The sequence below is a fragment of the Burkholderia sp. A9 genome (assembly GCF_000801975.1).
The window spans coordinates 37,971-55,603 of record NZ_JSZN01000007.1; the positions used below are offsets into that span (position 1 = coordinate 37,971).

Below are 17,633 nucleotides of genomic sequence, written 5' to 3' on the forward strand. Positions count from 1 at the left end.
CGGGCCGTGTCTTGTGACGTCACTTGCGTGCCCGAACCTTCGCAGGTTGTTCAGCAACTTCCCTCCGTGCACGCGTCGCAGGCTTGCGCGCCTTCGGTGCCGCTGCAATTTCGGCAGCTGGATCGGCGCTCTTTCGCTTCGGCGTCGGAGCGGACTTCGCTTTCGCACCGCCTTTCAGACTCGCGCGCAAGGCCTCCATCAGGTCGATGACCTGTCCGCCGACAGCAGTGGCCTCCGCGGGCTCATGAGTCACGACCTGCTTGCCTTCAATCTTTTCGTCTATGGCGGCGAGGATGCGCTTTTTCTCTTCGTCCTCGTATGCTGCCGGGTCATAGCTCTCTTCGGCACCCTGCTCGATGATTTGAAGCGCAAGCTTCAGCTCAGGGGCGGATATCTCAACGTTTTCTATATTCAGTTCCTTCAGATTGCGAACCTCATCCGCATAGAATAGCTGTTGAAAAACGAGCCCATTTTCTTCGGGTCTTACCTGCACTATCCGAGTCTTGCCTTTGAATGCCCACTTGGCCAGCGCACAGCGGCCGCTTTCTGCCAGTGCTTGCTGCAGCAAGCTATATGGCTTTCCGCCCCGTTTGTCAGGGGCGATGTAATACGCCTTGTCGTAGAAGACCGGGTTAATCGCTTTCTCCGGTATGAAGGCCAGGATCTCGACGACATGACTGGCTGATTCCTCCAGAGCCTTGAATTCATCGCTGGTGAACACTACGAATCGGTCCTTCTCGAACTCGTAACCCTTCTTCATGCTCGAGCGCTCGACGACATCTCCAGTCGCTTCCGATATGTACTGCTGCTTCACGCGTGACCCGTCTGGGGCGAGCAAGTTGAACCTAACATCAGACGAACTCTCAGTCGCCGTATACAGCTTCACCGGAATTGAAACGAGCCCAAAGGAAAGGGATAGAGAGGCGATTGAACGGGAGGGCATGGACGTCTCCTCGCGGATGAGCATGTTCAGCGTGTCGCCCCGCAAAGCACGTGGCGCTGCGGAGGCTGACGCATTTACAGGAACGCCCGCGATGTCGGCGTTCTTGTACTGAACATCAGTGTAGGCGCTTTAGAGCAGATGCCAACGACTGACTCGTGGACCAGTAGTCCACCCACGGATCCATGGTTTGGAAACTGAGATACTCCCGCGCCGTCTGGACGGTCCATTGCGCTCCGGTCTTCAACTCAGACAGTTGCTCCCACGAGACTGGCATCGACACCCCCATGCCGGGTCGTGCGCGCGCGGTGAAGGCTGCCGCGGTGGTCTGTCCCTTCCCATTTCGCAGATAGTCGACATATACCTTTCCGACGCGATTTGACGCCCCCGAAGTCGCCGAAAAGCGCTCCGGAATCGTCTTGGCGAGGTGCCAGACGAATGCCCGTGAAAACAACCGCACCGACTCGTATTCAAGTCTTGGCGCCAAGGGCACCACGACGTGGACCCCTTTACCGCCGCTAGTCTTCACCCATGCTTTGAGTCCTAATTCGAGCAATAAGGCACGAACAAGGAGCGCTGCCTCATAAATCCGCCCCCATTTCACACCTTCACCAGGGTCCAAGTCGAAGATGACCCTGTCGGGCTTATCGAGGCGTCGAACCGTCGAGTTCCAGGTATGCAGTTCCACCACATTCATCTGCGCCGCTGAAAGCAACGCATCAGGAGTTTCGATAGTGAGCAATGGCGGATGATTTGGCCACAAGTTCCGGTCGTACGCCGTTAAACCAGGCATCGCGGTCTTCTCTGCGTGCTTCTGGAAAAACATCTCGTGCGCGATACCGGTAGGCGCGCGTAGCATTGCTAGGGGACGGCCTTTCAGATGAGGTAGCATCCACTGCGTAACGCTTTCGTAGTAGCGCACCAGGTCGAGCTTGGTGATGCCACTTGAAGGGTCAACAATTCGCCCCGGATGAGTGACCTTGACACGCGACGGAGCAGCCGATGTTACCGTCTTCCCTCCTTCGCGAACGACGCTGCTAGCAGGCTTGTCGACGCGCAAACCTTTGAATGATGCCTGTCGCACTAGCCCGTCCGCCGTCCAATCTGCAAACTCGATTTCGGCGACCAGCAATGGTTGAACCCAGCGCTCGCTCCCGGCTGCTCGCCTGTTCCAGCGCTGGAACTTCGTAGCAGCCATGTCAAATGGCGATGAATTCAATTCGAGCGGTATGAGACGCGTCCAAAGGTCTCTCGCAGTCCGAGCATCCCAGCCGGTTCCCACGCTGCCGGCGTCATGAAGTTTGTCGCCAGCGTAATATCCGAGCAGCAAGCTGCCGACCTCCCCTGCCTTGCCCCCTCGACTGGTAAAGCCGCAAATGGCGAGTTCCTGCCGCAGCCGACACTTCGCCTTCAGCCAGGTCTGCGTCCTTCTCGATTCGTATCGGGCGTCGCGATGCTTGAGCATGAGGCCTTCGAGACCGAGACCTGCGGCTGCTTCGAATACCTGCGCCAGCGGTGCCTCAAAGTCCTGACTGAACCGAATTCGGTCGCCTGCGTGCTCGAGCAATTGCGAAAGCAACGCACGCCTAGCCCACAGCGGCACGTTCCTGAGGTCCTTCCCATCGAAGTACACCAGGTCAAAGAGGAAGTAGACGATTTCCTGATTGGCCGAACCAGCTATCGCATCTTGCAGCGCGCCGAAATTGGGAATGCCACCCTTAAGTACGACAATTTCGCCATCGAGCCAGGCACTTGAAACCGGCAGCTTCTCGAGCTCGACAGCGAGACCAGCAAGCTTTTTCGTCCAGTCGTACCCGCCACTCGTGAAGAACTGAACGCTCCCCTTGTCGACGCGGGCAAGCATGCGGTATCCGTCCAGCTTCGCCTCGGTAATCCAATCGCCGCTCGTGGGCAAGGAGGCCGCCAAGGTTGCGCGCTGCGGCTCGAGTTTCGCTGGCAACGGAGCGTGAACCGCCGCAGACAGGTCTATCTGCCGCTCCCTACTGCGCACTGGCTTCACCGCGTTCGGCTCCCGTTCTTCAATGGGCCCGAGCGGCATCGTGGTGACGCTGTCGGGAAGCGCCTTGACGACATCATATTCCGCCAGCGGCTGCGCCCACTCGTCGCGCTTCTTGAAGAGCATCCACTGGTCTTGCTTGTCTGCAGGCTTCGCGATGCGCACCAACTCCCAAAGACCGGCAAGTTTCTCGCCATGGAGACGGAAGACGAGCTTGCCGGCTTTCATTCCCTCCTGCGGGTCGCCAACGGGCTCCCACGTCCCACGGTCCCACACTATGACCTTGCCGGCGCCATATTGCTTGGGCGGAATCGTGCCCTCGAAGCCCGCATACTCGACTGGATGGTCCTCGACGTGGATGGCAATCCTCTTTTCTTTCGGGTCATAGCAAGGGCCTTTAGGTACGGCCCACGACAGCAAGACCCCATCCAGCTCAAGTCGAAAGTCATAGTGCAGCCGGCTGGCCCAGTGCTTCTGGACGACAAAGCTTTGATGTCGGCGGTCAGAAGACCGGTTCGCAGCCGTTGGCGCCGGTTCGGGCGTGAGCAGAAAGTCCCGCTTTTTTTGATAGCGGGAGAGAGGCGAAAATGTCCGGTCGAGGGTCGCAACCATGACAACAGTTTAGGACGCTCTTAAAGGCCAGTTCAAAAAGAGCCCGGAAGGGGGCTTACTTTCCCACGAAATGGTTGACCGTGGATGCCTGAGCAACGGATCAAGGAATGCCGGCACCTATCATCGATTACGAGCTGTGGGCACTAATCGAACCGATACTTACACCGCCCAAACCGCGACGCAAGCGATACCCTCGGTGCCTGCCGGTCTCGGACCGTGCAGCACTCAATCGCATCCTGCTCGTGTTGAAGATCGGAATGCGATGGAACCATCTGGCGACCCGGCTGAGCTTCGGCTCCAAAGCGACTTGCTAGCGTCGGTTGCACGACTGACAGCAGGCCGGGGTGTGGGACAAGCTGCACGGGCTGCTGCTCGACAAACAGGACGAATCTGGCCAGCTCGATTTCTCATATGCGGCTGTCGATTCATCGTCCGTGCGAGCCGTTGGGGCAGGCCAAAAACTGGGCCAAACCCTGCCAATCGCGCACGACCAGGTACTGCAGCAGCCTCACCAGTCGACCGGACATCTCGCGATGCAGTGCCCGCGCGAGGGTGTCGAGCTCCTCGGCAAGGTTTTCGCGATCGAGTTCGTCGAGCCGGCCAGCGCGCAGCAGCGCGGCCTGTTCGCTCGCCCACCGGGCGAAATCGGCGTCGTAGTCCGTCATGGCTTCGTCTTCCGGGCTCACTTTTCAATGTCTCGCCCCAGTTGGTTCAGGCGATGATTCAACGCAATCTTGTCCGTGCTGCACGGCGCGCAGTCGTCTTCGCGCCCGCAGCGAACAGGCGCTCGCCCAGTCTGACCGGATCGCCGGCCTCGAACGTTTCCCCGGTCGCGAGCACCACACCGATGAGCACATCACGGGCGCTGTCATAGGTCACACGTGCTTTCGGCCCGATCACCGGGATGTCATCGGGAAGCATCGCGGAACTCCTGCATGAACCGCGCCTCGTATTGCTCCACCAGGCTGACCAGCGCTGAGACGGTCTGGAGCGCTTCGCGGTATTCCTCGTCGTTCATAACCACCTTCGCGTGCCGCTGACCCAGTCTGCAAAGTCCCAGGCATAGGCGAAATCGCCCTCGCCATCGAGCACAGACACGGCCGACCCGGTCAGCGCCCGATCAAAGGCGGTTCGGTGCGGTTCGGGAATGTCGGCGAGCCGCACGGCGAATGGTCGGCCGTTGCGTTCAATCACCGGTACCGTGCCCAGCGATTTGCGAAACAGCTCTGGCCGTTTGCGCAAATCCTTACTCAGTTCCACGAGTACGTCCGGCGTCAGCGGCACCACCTTGAAATCCTCGCCTTCAAACTTCGGCTTTTCCATTGGCCGCGTCCCCCAGTTCGCGAGTAAAAAACTGCCGGCCTTTGGGGGCCGGCAGGGGCCCGGTCATCCTAGCCGATTAGTGGCAGCTCTTGAGCAGCCACAGCGCGAGCATCGCGACGAGCCAGACACGCGGGTCGTTCACGGGGCACCTCCCTTACCGCTGTGCCCGCCGGCGTCGGCGCCGGCCCGGGGCAGGCGCCGCGACGCGTCTGCCTACGGTATAGGGCGGTGACCGCGTGGAATTTAGCCCTTCCGGTCAAATCAAGGGTAAACACCTACACGCGTGTACCCCTGTGATGCGGATCATGCACAAACGGCTTAAGGTAGCTCACCCGACGCAGCCAGTTTCGCGCATCGGGCACCGTACAAGATGCGGGCAGCGCATTTCGCTGCTGCATTGCTCACCGACCTTCTCATAGCTGATACCCGGTTCTTCGCCCACACTGCCCTCGCGCTCCCCAATCCATTCACGGTACTCGACCAGCGCCGGCACCCGCTCAATAGCTCCCAGGGGTTCAATGCCAAGCGCATACATGCGAGCCAACAGGTCATTGAGTACTTGCTCCCTGCGCATCGACCAGGTCGACGCAAAGCAGCACCAGAAGACCCAACCGGCGCGCTCCAGCACCCGTTGCCGATTCATATCCGCTTGCCATCGGTCCGGGCCATGAAACTCATCGCCATCCAGTTCGATGGCAAGTCGCGCGTCGTTCTCGCCCTCAACCATCATGTCGATGCGAAACGCGCCCGCCTTCGCCTGTGGAATGACACGGTAGCCCCTGTTCACCAGTTCCGTGTACAGACATCGCACCCTGGCAATAATCCCCCTGCACCGTTCCCCACAGCGTTGGAAGTGAACTGCTCGAGAGTGCAATGTCAGCGTCTGACGGGAAGTGTCGCAAGAGTTGAATAGCCAGGGTGCGGACAAGACAGTGGTTAAGCTGGCCGGTGTGACTAGCAAGTATCTCGAGGAACTGTCTCGTCCCACGCACCGAGCGCGTGCGTTCTGCGGGCGTCGTCATCTCAATCTCCAAGCTCCCTGGTTGAACGTCCACGCCGGCTAGGTCGGACTCGGTAACCACCATCACTATATCGAGACTATAGTCTCATATATGAGATTTTCAAGTCGAGGCACCACCCTTTTAGGCGTCTTGCGAATTGGAAAATAGTCTCGAGGTATCCCGACCAGAGCGCGCCTGCTCGCCAAAGACCGAAAGATACTGTCGCTCCTGAAAGCGCCACACCGATGCTAGCCGGGAAGGCGGCGAAGCCTCGGAACAAAAGAAGTAATTAGGGCCAGGTTACGTCAGTGAGGTCTATACGGAAATCCGTTCGTCCCAACGCCCTCATGCATTGGAGGTAAAAGGCGAAGCTAAAGCTGCCGCGAGACAGCTTGTTAGCAATGGACCGCTCGGTCTCGCTAACTCCGATGTCAGCAAGTAATACCGCCAGTTGTCGATAGCTGACTCCGTGCCGAACAAGCTCGGCACGAAGCACGTTTCTCGCCGCCTGATACCAGTCCATCCGCCTTGACCCCCAGCAAAAAGGCGGATTATTCCTTGCCTCTCTCGGATACACGCCTACAATCTCATATATGAGACTTTAAACGCATATTTGAGATCATCTTCGCGGTTCAAAAGCAAACGTGGGGGAACGAATGCCGACCCGGATGGAGCAATCAGTGACCGCGAGTACCCGCTGGGCAAGGAGTGAGACCATCATGGTGCTATTCCTCAATTTTGACGGCGTGCTACACCCCAATGCAGTGCAGTTCACACAAAAGAACAAGCCCGTTCTCGACGCACCAAGGCATCGCCTGTTTGAATGCAATCAGGCACTCGCAGAAGTCGCCGCAGACTTTACCAACCTACACCTAGTCCTTAACACGTGGTGGACATACACGGTTGGGCTCGATGGATGTCTTCGTCTTTTACCGAAAGTCCTCTCATCGCGCGTTAGGGGTTCAATCCTGCCGCATGCCAGTTTGTGTCCGACATTGCCGAACCGCATTTCGCTGGCAACCAATGCAGCAGACCGCTCAGAGGTACCAGTCCTCATACTCGACCACGCAGACGCCAGATATCCCAAGTATCTCCGTCACATTACGTTCACTCTCGAGCCACAGGTCGGTCTAGCCGACCCGCAAGCTGCGCATGCATTCCGTCGCTTCATATCTCGTGCAGCAGAACGGGCGGCCAAGGACACCGAGAGCCGGTGAGCGTCAGCCACGGAATGGGCTAAGTCCCACAACTTTACTATGCATAGTTATACTGAGCAATATAACGACATACGGGGATTCTGCCTTACCGCCTTTTCAAGTGAGATCAAGACAAGCTCTAACACTGCGTCAGACAGCACTGTACGTCACCCGAAACGGCGCGCGGTAAAGCGGGCATTCCATCGTTGACGAGAATTCAGCGATGAGACAAGCTGCCCGCGACACGATAAGGCCGGGAGGCTGGCCTGTCGGCCTTCCGCCGCGCTCAATTTTGTTTGGAGTTGCGCCGTACGGCTTTGACGGAGCGACGCGAGAAAACGTCGTGAGTTTTTTCAGACGAACATCTAATGCGCATGCGCTACTTCCACGTTCGCTAGCCTATCATATGATAGTTCCACTAATGGGCACACCGTCACAGCTCTCGGCGGATCTCATGGCCGATGAGTGCTATCGCCTTGAGTTGTGCGGAATGAGCGGGAAAGCTGCACACTGGATTGATTTTTTGAATCAGCTCACCTGTCGCTCAGACCTCCAGTTGTTGACTTTACTCCCCCTCAGGAATCTCGTGTCCTCGTACCAACTCATCGAATACGCGAACCGGTTCTGCCCGGCCTGCTACGCTGAGGACGAACGGGCCGGGCGTCAGAAGTATGACCGGCTCCTGTGGACGATACGTTGCGTTACCGCATGTCCAAAACATAAATGCCGACTGATTTACGAGCCCAAAGTCAAGGGCCACAGCCCCCTGCCATTCACGGTTCCGGGCATTTCAAGAATCGACGGCAGCAGTCTGGCAAGAGTCACTAGCACAAGAGCACCAAGGTATGAAGTAGTCGTCGCTGGGTTGGTATCCGAATTTATTGAGGATATAACTCGAATCAGAGCGCAGAGGCAATCGTTGATATCGGACTTTTTGACTCATGTGGGAGACTCTCTATTTAACGGGAATTTCGCAGCTCTTGCACGCCACCTCGGACTTTCCAAGTCTCAAGTGCACGGTTGGATGTACGATGGAATTTTGCCTAGCCTGGCAGGGGTTATTCGCATTGCCTATGCGTTTGAGTGCACTATGGCAGACGTCATCTTGGGGAATAAAGTTAATCCGAGTCTACGTCAAGGTTGCAAGTTATCTCGCGGCTTATTTGGACTTGCGCGGAGAGCTGGTCATAAGACGCCTCAATGCAAACTGCTTGCCTCGCTCTTGACTTTTATGAATCGGCATCCCGATGCAGGCGCTCAAGATGCGACTCACCACCTGAAAGTATCGCCCAAATTCCTTCGAGAGAAGTTCCCGGAGCAAAACGCAGCCCTTGTTAAATCCGGTCGATTGTACAGACAGCAGATTGCTCAGGCGAGGCGCGACTCCAAGGACGAGTCATACGAGAAATCGTATCTTGCTCTGGCGGACAGCGGCACGTACCCATCCAGGAGAAAGGTGGCAAAGCGACTCAAGGAACTGAAGGTTCCGCTGACCTTCGCAGATGAGAAGCGTGCAAAGGAGAAGGCAGACGCAGCTCATTACGGATAAGTTTTTGATGGAGATTTGTAAAATCGGATGTTTTTCAAAAATGGCCACGACAGTGCTTTAATGGGCCCACACAGCAAGCCGTTACGTCCAGATTTCTATCTCTCTAGGACAAGTCCCAGCGGGTGCGTCAGGGTACGAGTATGGGCAACTTCGCCACCGACCGCAGGCCGGCTGTCACAGGATTGTCCTGTGAATAACGAGCCCATATGAGGATGACCGCAAAAGGGTCCTGAACCACCTCTCCAAGTGTCACCGATGCCAGATCCCGTTGCTCGTCGCACCAAACTGTGCCGCCCTCTTTTCAACTGAGTCGGGTCTACGCTGAGGATGTGCCGCTACGGGTCTCTATGTGAACTAGACTGGTATTACCGCACTATTTCTCGCTTGGTGCCCGAGGGCCGCAATTCCTTGTCTTGGCGCCGTTACCCCTGATGACACCCTTTCGACTGTCCTCGCCCGGCTCAGGGAGGCAAGCGACGCACACCGCCACTGACGTCCATCACATCTTTTCCGTATGCGAATCGCGCGCCCTACTATGCGCCGAGCCTCAGGTCTGGTACCTGCATCACGAAGACAAGATACACGGCGGACGCCCATTCCACCGTGTACACATAGATCACACGAAACTTGACATTGTTATCAGGATACGCGGGTGGGGCGGACGCATTTACAAGATCCGCCCGTGGCTGACCATCGTCATGGATGCAGCGACGCGAGTCGTGCTCGCATTTTATCTGGCCGCCCATACTCCGAGCACTACCAGCTGCATGATGGCTATCAGGGCTATGGTGGCGACTCACAAGCGGGTACCAGAATATATTGTCGTTGATAACGGCAAAGAATTTCATTCAATGGCATTCGACAGATTTTGCGATTTGAACGACATCACGCTGGAATATCGTCCAGCGCACGAGGCTCGTTATGGTGCAGTCTGCGAACGTCTGTTCGCTACAACTAATACTCTGCTCATTCATAACCTCATTGGCAACACTGCTGCGATGCAGCACGTCCGAACGATCACTCGGAAAGTTGATCCTTTTTTTGCCGACCATTTGAGTTTCGCCGCGCTCCATGGACTCCTTGAGTACTTTTTCTTTGTCGAGTACAACCGCGAGCGTATCCATCCCGCACACGACCACACCCCCGAAGAATATATGCATAAGCTATTCATCGAGACCGGACGGCGATTGGCCAGAATTCGGTCGTATGATGAAAGGTTCATGATCGAGACGTGTATACCTGTAACACGCGGAGGCGTTCGCACAGTTGACCCCCAAAGGGGCATTCAAGTTGGGCCGCTTCATTACTGGGCCGATGAATTCGCAGGTTCGCGCAATAGGCACAAGCAAGTCAAAGTACTTGTCGACATGTGGGACGTGAGCATCGCGTACGCTTCCATTGATGGCCAGTGGGTGCAATGTGTTTCGAAGCTCCTTATGCGTTATCGAAGGCTGACTGCGATCGAGCTTCGCTATGCATTTTATGAAGTCCGCTGGCGCCTTCGCAACGCCCCGAAGGAAAGTTTTGAATCCCTACTCGATGAAGTAATTTCCGACCACGTTCTTCCGGCCGTCGCTGACGCTACTGCTGCAACACGTCGCATCTATGGGGCATACGGGCTGGCAGCCGTAACCAATCGCCTGACGAGGGACGAAACATCAGACGGCGATGATTCCAGCTCCCGGCCGACAGACGCGCAGACATATGCAGACAGTAGCACCAAGCCATTGCCCCCTCCCACCCCGAAGACCACCGAGAAACTCGGGTTGAACGATTCGCTGATGGGTCGTTTCGATGTCGACTACGATTCCTTGCCGATTCGCCGCCCCATGTAATTTCCCAGGAGAGCCTTATGAAGATCACTCGCGAACAGGCTATTGCCGGAAGTCCTGAAGACAAGGAAGCGTACATGAAATCAATTCGCATTCCTCATCGAAACCAAACTTTGGTGATAAAAACTCTCGTTGACAGGATGAGTCCAGGCGCAGGACTATCCCTCACCCTGCTGGTCGGACCACCTGGTGCGGGAAAGACAACGGTCGGGCAAATTATGCTCGAGAATCTCCTGAATTCGTTCGCCATTCAGATTCAGGAAGATCCCAGCATCATTCCCGCTATTATGAGTGAGGTTGATGCACCAGACAAAGATGAGGTCAATTTTGTATTACTCTATTCTCGCCTGTGCCATGACTTGATTGCACCGAGCCCGATGGACGGATTCACCATCGTCGACGACCAGAAAGTGCCTCTAGAACAAATACAAATCCGGAATAGCCGATTGATGTTCGAACGCGCCATCTGGTATCGCAAACTCAGATATCTAATTCTGGATGAAGTACTGCATCTTACAAACACGAATACCGACCCGAAGCAGTACGCGAACCTACTGAAATCACTATCCAACAGAACAGGGTTCTATCTACTTTTGCTGGGAGCCTATGGATGCGAAGAGCTTGCAGTCGCTAGTGGTCAAATCGCACGACGCATCGTGGTTGTACATTACCCGAGATATACCGAATCCCTTGAAGATTTCACGGAATATTGCGTTGCCGTGAAGTCATTCGCCGAACTTCTTCCGGTCCGTTGTAATGTCGACTTGGGGAACTGCATGGATTATCTCTTCAGGGGCACATTTGGCATCCTCGGTCAGACGTTTGATATCCTCAAAGAAGCGACCAAGCCCTGCATCGCAGACGGTGAAAGAAAATGGCGGGACGATTACATCCACTCGGTAATGCCGTCGGAGGAAGCTCAAAAAAAGATCGCTAGAGAGACATTTCGCGGCGAGATGGACATCGTGCCCTATCTGCGAGGGAGCGAGAAGCACGCATACGTCGATGCGGCCCAAATCCGTGCTGACTTGGAGCTAGAAGCTGAGCGGGACGACAAGCCCCGCGGGAGGTAATGAGATGACGCCGTCGCCCGAACCGGTTTCCCGCCCGGGAGGCTGGCCAGAAGACACCCCTCCACGCTCTGCACTGTTCGGTTTGACGCCGGAAGGCTTCTCTGGAGAAACGTTCGAGGAACTTTCGAGCTATTTCCGCCGGCTCTGCGATCGCCATGGTCTGCCTCCGTGGACCCTTGCGTTCCACGCAGTTACTCCCTTGATTCGTGGCTGGGACTACAACGCAGCCCGTAGGTGCTATGACCTGACCATTTGTGGCGCAGGTGAGCCAGCGGCACAGTGGTCAAGTGCACTCAAGAGGTTGACACTGCGTCACGACCTCCAGTTGACTACACTATTGCCCCTTAGCTCTGTTGTGTCGAATTACGGACTCATTTCACCGGTGGAGCGCTTCTGTCCGCGTTGCTATGCGGACGACGAGCGGGCTGGCCGACAGAAATATAATCGTTTGCTTTGGGCAATCAAATGTGTGACCGCGTGCCCTGTGCATGGACTCGCATTGAAGCGAGTACCGCAAGCGCAGCGCGGAGTTGGACAAATGTCCTGTCTTCCTGGAGTCTCTGCGTTCGATGGCTCAAGCCTCGCCAATGAGGTTGCACAAGAAGCGCGTCCGCACCAAATCCGGATTGCATGGCTAATTGCAGAACTACTAGATCATTCTCATCTACACCCGGAATCTTTCAGTCAGACATCCGCAATTCCAGATTTCCTTCGACACGCCAACGAATTGCTATTCGGAGGCAACATCCCAGATTTCAGCCGTTATCTTGGAACCCATACGTCATCGCTTCGAATGTGGATGAGAGGATCGATTCGCCCCACCCTCGATTGGCTCGTTGTGATTGCATATTGTTGCGACGTGAGTGTTGCGGATGTCTTGCATGGAAACCAAAAGATGTTGAGAAAACTCGCGCCGCCCCCCCTCGGCGATGTCCCCCACGGCCAGAAGACTCGAAGAGGATTGACGAAGAAGTCGGATGCCTTCCTTATCGCCGCTCTCAATAAACTACTAGAGTCGGAAACTGTTACGTCCCAGAAACAAGCGGCGGATGTGCTCGGCATCTCACGCACTTACTTGCGCAAGATTGCACCTAGGCAGACGGCGGTTTTGGTCGAGTTTGGCAAGCAATACAGGAGGCATGTCGCAGAGGCGACTGAAGATGAAAAATTCGCAGAATATTGGCAGTCCCACAATTCGCTCACGGATGCAGGCATTTATGCGTCAGTCCAGAAGGTACTTGCTGATGTACGGGCCAGGACTCAAAAAACGTTCAGCTACGATCTACTTAGTCGCGTAATGAAAAGGTCCAAGATTTGGCAAGCACAGGAAGTACAAAATGAAAGTACGGTTAGAAACAGAGTCGCAAATGATCGCAGTCTACATCGAGACTCTGTACCGGAGCAGTCCGTGAATGGACTGGCATCCTTAGCGCGTACAACCAATTCCTGTCGTAAACGACATCGGCAGGTTAATTCCACATTAGTCGACGGAACGACCGGGACGCCTTGACTGGCGGAAGGCAGCAGGAGTCGAACCTACCCGGGAGTGTCTGACACCCCCAACCGGATTTGAAGTCCGGCCGTACCACCGGATACGAATGCCTTCCGTGGGGAAAACCAAAGAACGACGAGCGCCTACGCCTGTACACCCACCCAACCGCTGTCAGGCCGCAGGAAGTGAAGATCGCGGTGGAAGCGAGTATACCCAACCCGATCGAAGAACTCGAGAATCTGGATCGCGCGCTTGCGGCCGAGCCCCGTCGCATCGCGGAACGTCGCTGCATCGAGCCCGCCGCCGCGTGTCGGTGCAAGATGCGCAACCAGTTCGACCAGCTCGCACACGACATCCGCGTGATAGAACAGATCGCGCACGACCTGCTGCACGTCGCCGCGCCGCGCGAGCTTGCGCAGCAGCGTGCGCACGGCCTCCTCGGCCGCGCCCGTGTCGCGCGCCAGATCGCGCACCCACGGCGGATCGAAGCGCCCCGCATGGAGCAGCGGCAGCAGTTGCTGCGCCAGCGCTTCCTCGCGCGCATCGAGACTCACCGAATGCGACGGCAGATGCAGCCACGGCCCGCTTCGCGCAACCTCCCCGCCCGCCACCAGCGCATCGACCAGCGCACGCCACAGCGCATCGCCGACGAGCGGCGCCGCCATCCGCCGCAAGCGTGCCGCATCGAGCCCCTGCTCGTCCGGCATGCGCTCGTGATACGCATGCAACGTGTCGATCGCGCGCGCCTGTAGCGCCCGCCAGTGCACCCGCGCCATCACCGTGCCGTCGTTCGACGCGGCGTCGCGTTGGCCGATCGCCAGCACGTCGTCCGGCAATGCGAGCGCGTCCGGCGCGAATCCCGTCAGGTGCGTGAGCATCGTGCGTGCGATGCCGAGCGGCGCCTGAGCGAGCAGCACATCGAGCCGCCCTTCATCGAGCCACGCCGCCAACGCGTCGAGCCATGCACGGCGCGCTGGCGTACGACGCTTGCGCGCGGGTCCGAACGGATCGAGCACGCGACCGCCGCCGACGGTGCGGGTCGCTTGCGGATTGCGGACGATGAAGCGATCGCCCGGCAGCGCGAACACCGGCTCGTCGAACACCAGTTGCACGCGCATCTTCTGTCCGGCGGCAAGCGTATCGCCGTCGAGCAGCGCGACGTGCGCGACGCGATGCAGCGTGCCGAGATGCACGTGCAGCGGCGCCCAGTGCGTCAGCGTGAGCCCCGCATCGGCCAGCAGCGTCAGCTCGACGTCGAGACGCGGCGACGTCGCGACGAGCCGCGCATCCGCGACGGTATCGCCGCGCTCGACGTCCGTCTTGTCGATGCCGGCCAGGTTCAGCGCGCAGCGCTCGCCCGCGCGGCCCGCCTCGACCGGCCGGTTCTGCGCATGGATGCTGCGCACGCGCGCCGCGCCGCCGGTGCGCACGACGGCGAGCGTGTCGCCGGTCTCCACGCGGCCCGCGAACGCGGTGCCCGTCACGATGGTGCCCTGCCCGGCAAGCGTAAACACGCGATCGACCGCGAGCCGGAACAGGCCGTCGTCGCGACGCGCACGCCACGCCTGGGCCGCATCGGCAAGATGACGCTTCAATGCGGCGACACCGGGATCGTCCGCGCGCGTGGCGCAGGTTTCGAAGATCGGCGCGCCGTCCAGCGTCGAGCCGTGCAGCCACGCGGCAATCTCGTCGCGCACCGCCGACACGCGCGCGGCGTCGACGCGATCGCACTTCGTCAGCGCGACCGCGCCATGCGCGACGCCGAGCAGTTGCAGGATCGCGAGATGCTCGCGGGTCTGCGGCATCACGCCATCGTCGGCGGCGATCACGAGCAGCGCGAAGTCGATCCCGCTCGCGCCGGCCGCCATCGTATGAATCAGCTTCTCGTGGCCCGGCACGTCGATCAGCCCGAGCACGTCGCCGTTCTCGAGCGGCGTATACGCATAGCCGAGTTCGATCGAGATGCCGCGCGCCTTCTCTTCCTTCAACCGGTCGGTGTCGACGCCCGTCAGCGCCCGCACGAGCGTGGTCTTGCCGTGGTCGATATGTCCCGCGGTACCGACGATCATGCAGCCGGCCCCGCGATCCGCGCGCATTGCGCGACGAAAACCGCTTCGTCTGCGGCTTCGAGGCAGCGCAGGTCGAGCCGCAGCGCGTTGTCGGCGACGCGCCCGATCACCGGGCGCGGCCATTCGCGCAGCCGCTTCTCGAGCTGCACGAGGGCGCGGCCACCGCGCTTGCCGTCCGGTGTGCGCACGACGAGCCCGGCGCTCGGCAACTGATCGACCGGTAGCGCGCCGCTGCCGATCTGGCTGAACATCGGTTCGACGCACACCTCGAAGCCGCTGCCAAGCGCCGCCTGCAGCGCCGGACGCACGCGTTCGGCCGCGTCGGCGATGTCGCGCTGCGGCCGCGTCAGCAGGCGCAGCGTCGTGAGCCGGTCGCGCAGGAATTCTGGCGCCTGGTAAAGCCGCAACACCGGTTCGAGCGCGGCGAGCGTCAGCTTGCCGACGCGCAGCGCGCGCTTGAGCGGATGTTTCTTGATCTTCGCGACGAGCGCGCGATCGCCGACGATCAGGCCGGCCTGCGGCCCGCCGAGCAGTTTGTCGCCGCTGAACGTGACGAGATTCGCGCCGGCAGCGACGGTTTCCTGCACGGTCGTCTCGTGCGGCAAGCCCCATTGCGACAGGTCAGCGAGCATGCCGCTGCCGAGATCGACCGCCACCGGCAGACCGTGCTCGCGCGCGAGCGGCGCGAGTTCGGCGAGCGTCACTTCCTTGGTGAAGCCGCTGATCGCGTAATTGCTGCAGTGCACCTTCATCAGCATCGCCGTGCGCGGGCCGATCGCGTCCGCGTAGTCGTGCAGATGGGTACGGTTGGTCGTGCCGACCTCGTGCAGCTTCGCACCCGCACGTCGCATGATGTCGGGAATGCGAAACGCGCCGCCGATCTCGACCAGCTCGCCGCGCGACACGATCACTTCGCGTCGCGGCGCGAGCGCCGACAGCGTCAGCAGCACGGCCGCCGCATTGTTGTTGACGACGGTCGCGGCTTCCGCGCCCGTCAGTTCGCACAGCAGATCGTCGATCAGGTCGTCGCGGTCGCCGCGGCGGCCGGTCTCGAGATCGAATTCGAGGTTGACGGGTTGCGTGAGCGCGTCGACCACCGCGCGCACCGCGGCGTCGGGCAACAGCGCGCGCCCGAGATTGGTGTGCAGCACCGTGCCCGTCAGGTTGAACACCGGTCGCACGGCGCCCGCGCTCTGCGCGGCCAGCGTGCGGGCGACCGCTGCCGCGATGCGCAACTCGTCGAGCGGCTCGGCCGCTGACGGATCATGCTGCGCGGCGGTGCGCCAGCGTTCGAGTTCGGCGCGCACGGCATTCAGGACACGCGTGCGCCCATAGTCGGCGAGCAGCGGCTGCAGCGGCGCCGACGACAGCACGCGCTCAACGGACGGCACGCGTGCGAGGACGGCATTCAGTTCATTCAAACCCGGTTCGGTCACGTAATCGTGGCTCCATTTCCATGCACGGCAGGCAACCGGGGCCGGCGCGCGCGCGCCCGCCCCGGCTCCATGCCGTCAGTCCGCCTCTGCTTCGCGCGACATGTCCGGCCACAGCAGCGGGTTCGGCGAACTGCGCTGGTAGCCGGCTTCGTTCATCAGCAGGTCGAGCGTGAGACTCGCGAGATCGTCCGCCAGCGGCTCGAACTCGTAGTCCTTCTCCTGGTAGCCGATCTTGCGATAAGTTTTGCATTCGTCGCACGATTCGGCCTTGACGGCCTCGCTGCCGCCCTCGATCCCGTGGTACGCGATGCCCTTGGTCGAGTCGCAGTGCGAACATTTCGTGCGCACCATGTGCCACTCGGTCGTGCACAGCCCGCACTGCAGGAAACGGTAGCCCTGGAACTGGCCGCCGACGCGCACCACGCTCGCGACCGGATGCGTGCCGCATACGGGGCACAACCCCGGCTGGTCGAGATACGGCACGTCGGCCGGTGCGACGCGGCTCGCGAGATCGGTCCAGACGACCTGCAGCGCGGCCATCACGAACGGCGCGGTGGCCGGATCGACTTCGGCGAAGCGCAGCGCGAGGATCGCGTCGGCCTGCGCGTCGAGTTCAGCGGGCGCCATCAGGCGCAGCCGGTCGAGCAGCTTCGCGAGCGACGGATTGACGAGCCCGGCGCTGTCGACGCGGTCGAGCAGTTCATACAGAACGGCACGCCACTGCGGGTCGCGCTCTCCGTCGAGCGCCGGCACGAGCGGCATCGAATGCTGCTGCGCCCGCGCGATCGCTTCGGGCGACGGCAGCGGCAGGTTCAGCGCCTGCAGCGTCGCGTGCTGTGCGTCGGCGACGGTCGCCATCAGCCGCAGGTAGCCGCTGATCGGGTTCAGGTCGGCGAGCTTGCGCAGCCGCGCGGCGCGCGCCGCGAACGCGGTGCCGCGCTCCGGCAGGCGAAAGCGCGGAATGGCCGAATGATCGAGCGCCGAGATCTCGGTCGGTTCGAGAATGCGTTGTGTCACAAATATGTCATCCAAAAAAAAACAAGCGCCGATGAATCGGCGCTTCTGGCGATTCCGACGGTTGGCGGAACGATAC

Annotated in this window: 15 protein-coding genes, 1 tRNA gene and 3 pseudogenes; 7 read left to right on the top strand and 12 right to left on the bottom strand. The window is 59.4% G+C overall.

Annotation, left to right across the window (positions count from 1 at the left end; translation table 11 throughout):
* Positions 1–19 precede the first annotated feature (19 nt).
* Positions 20–943, bottom strand: a complete 924-nt coding sequence (gene ku / locus PI86_RS03960; RefSeq protein WP_039319363.1) for a non-homologous end joining protein Ku — start codon at positions 941–943, stop codon at positions 20–22.
* Positions 944–1,058: 115 nt separating this feature from the next.
* Positions 1,059–3,569 carry a DNA ligase D gene (gene ligD, locus PI86_RS03965; RefSeq protein ID WP_039318936.1) on the bottom strand — a complete coding sequence of 837 codons (2,511 nt, stop codon included), beginning with the start codon at positions 3,567–3,569 and terminating at the stop codon, positions 1,059–1,061.
* Between the two features lie 107 nt (positions 3,570–3,676).
* Between ligD and PI86_RS17620 the strand changes: the two are divergent.
* Positions 3,677–4,068: pseudogene (locus PI86_RS17620) on the top strand (transposase); the annotation flags it as partial.
* 34 nt (positions 4,069–4,102) lie between these two features.
* Here the strand turns inward: PI86_RS17620 and PI86_RS17625 are convergent.
* The 6 genes and pseudogenes from PI86_RS17625 to PI86_RS17630 form a co-directional block, all read right to left on the bottom strand.
* Positions 4,103–4,234: pseudogene (locus tag PI86_RS17625) on the bottom strand (DUF29 family protein); the annotation flags it as partial.
* A gap of 58 nt (positions 4,235–4,292) precedes the next feature.
* Entirely contained in the window at positions 4,293–4,490 is a 198-nt protein-coding gene (locus PI86_RS03975; RefSeq protein ID WP_039318938.1) for a hypothetical protein, read from the bottom strand.
* A gap of 93 nt (positions 4,491–4,583) precedes the next feature.
* Positions 4,584–4,892, bottom strand: coding sequence for a hypothetical protein (locus PI86_RS03980; RefSeq protein WP_039318941.1), 309 nt, complete (start codon positions 4,890–4,892; stop codon positions 4,584–4,586).
* Positions 4,893–5,220: 328 nt separating this feature from the next.
* Positions 5,221–5,703, bottom strand: coding sequence for a hypothetical protein (locus PI86_RS17280; protein ID WP_268745857.1), 483 nt, complete (start codon positions 5,701–5,703; stop codon positions 5,221–5,223).
* Positions 5,612–5,977 carry a BPSL0761 family protein gene (locus PI86_RS17895; RefSeq protein ID WP_326929219.1) on the bottom strand — a complete coding sequence of 122 codons (366 nt, stop codon included), beginning with the start codon at positions 5,975–5,977 and terminating at the stop codon, positions 5,612–5,614. Before PI86_RS17895 ends, PI86_RS17280 begins: the two co-directional genes overlap by 92 nt.
* Before the next feature lie 205 nt (positions 5,978–6,182).
* Positions 6,183–6,416 carry a DUF6471 domain-containing protein gene (locus PI86_RS17630; protein ID WP_039318946.1) on the bottom strand — a complete coding sequence of 78 codons (234 nt, stop codon included), beginning with the start codon at positions 6,414–6,416 and terminating at the stop codon, positions 6,183–6,185.
* A 196-nt stretch (positions 6,417–6,612) separates the two neighbouring features.
* Between PI86_RS17630 and PI86_RS17920 the strand changes: the two genes are divergently transcribed.
* The 6 genes and pseudogenes from PI86_RS17920 to PI86_RS16025 all read left to right on the top strand — a co-directional run bounded on the left by PI86_RS17920 (position 6,613) and on the right by PI86_RS16025 (position 13,053).
* Positions 6,613–7,110, top strand: a complete 498-nt coding sequence (locus PI86_RS17920; RefSeq protein WP_442854565.1) for an HAD domain-containing protein — start codon at positions 6,613–6,615, stop codon at positions 7,108–7,110.
* A gap of 202 nt (positions 7,111–7,312) precedes the next feature.
* A pseudogene (locus tag PI86_RS17925) lies at positions 7,313–7,810 on the top strand (TniQ family protein); the annotation flags it as partial.
* 369 nt (positions 7,811–8,179) lie between these two features.
* Positions 8,180–8,638, top strand: a complete 459-nt coding sequence (locus tag PI86_RS17635) for a hypothetical protein (protein ID WP_235362686.1) — start codon at positions 8,180–8,182, stop codon at positions 8,636–8,638.
* A gap of 431 nt (positions 8,639–9,069) precedes the next feature.
* Positions 9,070–10,473, top strand: coding sequence for an integrase catalytic domain-containing protein (locus PI86_RS04000; RefSeq protein ID WP_082012134.1), 1,404 nt, complete (start codon positions 9,070–9,072; stop codon positions 10,471–10,473).
* 17 nt (positions 10,474–10,490) lie between these two features.
* Positions 10,491–11,543, top strand: coding sequence for an AAA family ATPase (locus PI86_RS04005; RefSeq protein WP_039318951.1), 1,053 nt, complete (start codon positions 10,491–10,493; stop codon positions 11,541–11,543).
* A gap of 4 nt (positions 11,544–11,547) precedes the next feature.
* Positions 11,548–13,053 (top strand): TniQ family protein, encoded by a 1,506-nt coding sequence (locus tag PI86_RS16025; RefSeq protein WP_082012135.1) that lies wholly within the window; start codon positions 11,548–11,550, stop codon positions 13,051–13,053.
* Position 13,054: 1 nt separating this feature from the next.
* On the opposite strand, the gene PI86_RS04010 is transcribed toward PI86_RS16025, so the two are convergent.
* The 4 genes from PI86_RS04010 to fdhE all read right to left on the bottom strand — a co-directional run bounded on the left by PI86_RS04010 (position 13,055) and on the right by fdhE (position 17,557).
* A tRNA-Sec gene (locus PI86_RS04010) sits at positions 13,055–13,150 on the bottom strand.
* A 28-nt stretch (positions 13,151–13,178) separates the two neighbouring features.
* On the bottom strand, positions 13,179–15,104 hold the full coding sequence (gene selB, locus PI86_RS04015; RefSeq protein ID WP_039319371.1) for a selenocysteine-specific translation elongation factor: 1,926 nt from the start codon (positions 15,102–15,104) through the stop codon (positions 13,179–13,181).
* Complete coding sequence (gene selA / locus PI86_RS04020) at positions 15,101–16,540, bottom strand: L-seryl-tRNA(Sec) selenium transferase (RefSeq protein ID WP_039318954.1); 1,440 nt, start codon at positions 16,538–16,540, stop codon at positions 15,101–15,103. Before selA ends, selB begins: the two co-directional genes overlap by 4 nt.
* Before the next feature lie 75 nt (positions 16,541–16,615).
* Entirely contained in the window at positions 16,616–17,557 is a 942-nt protein-coding gene (gene fdhE / locus PI86_RS04025) for a formate dehydrogenase accessory protein FdhE (RefSeq protein ID WP_200885178.1), read from the bottom strand.
* Positions 17,558–17,633 lie beyond the last annotated feature (76 nt).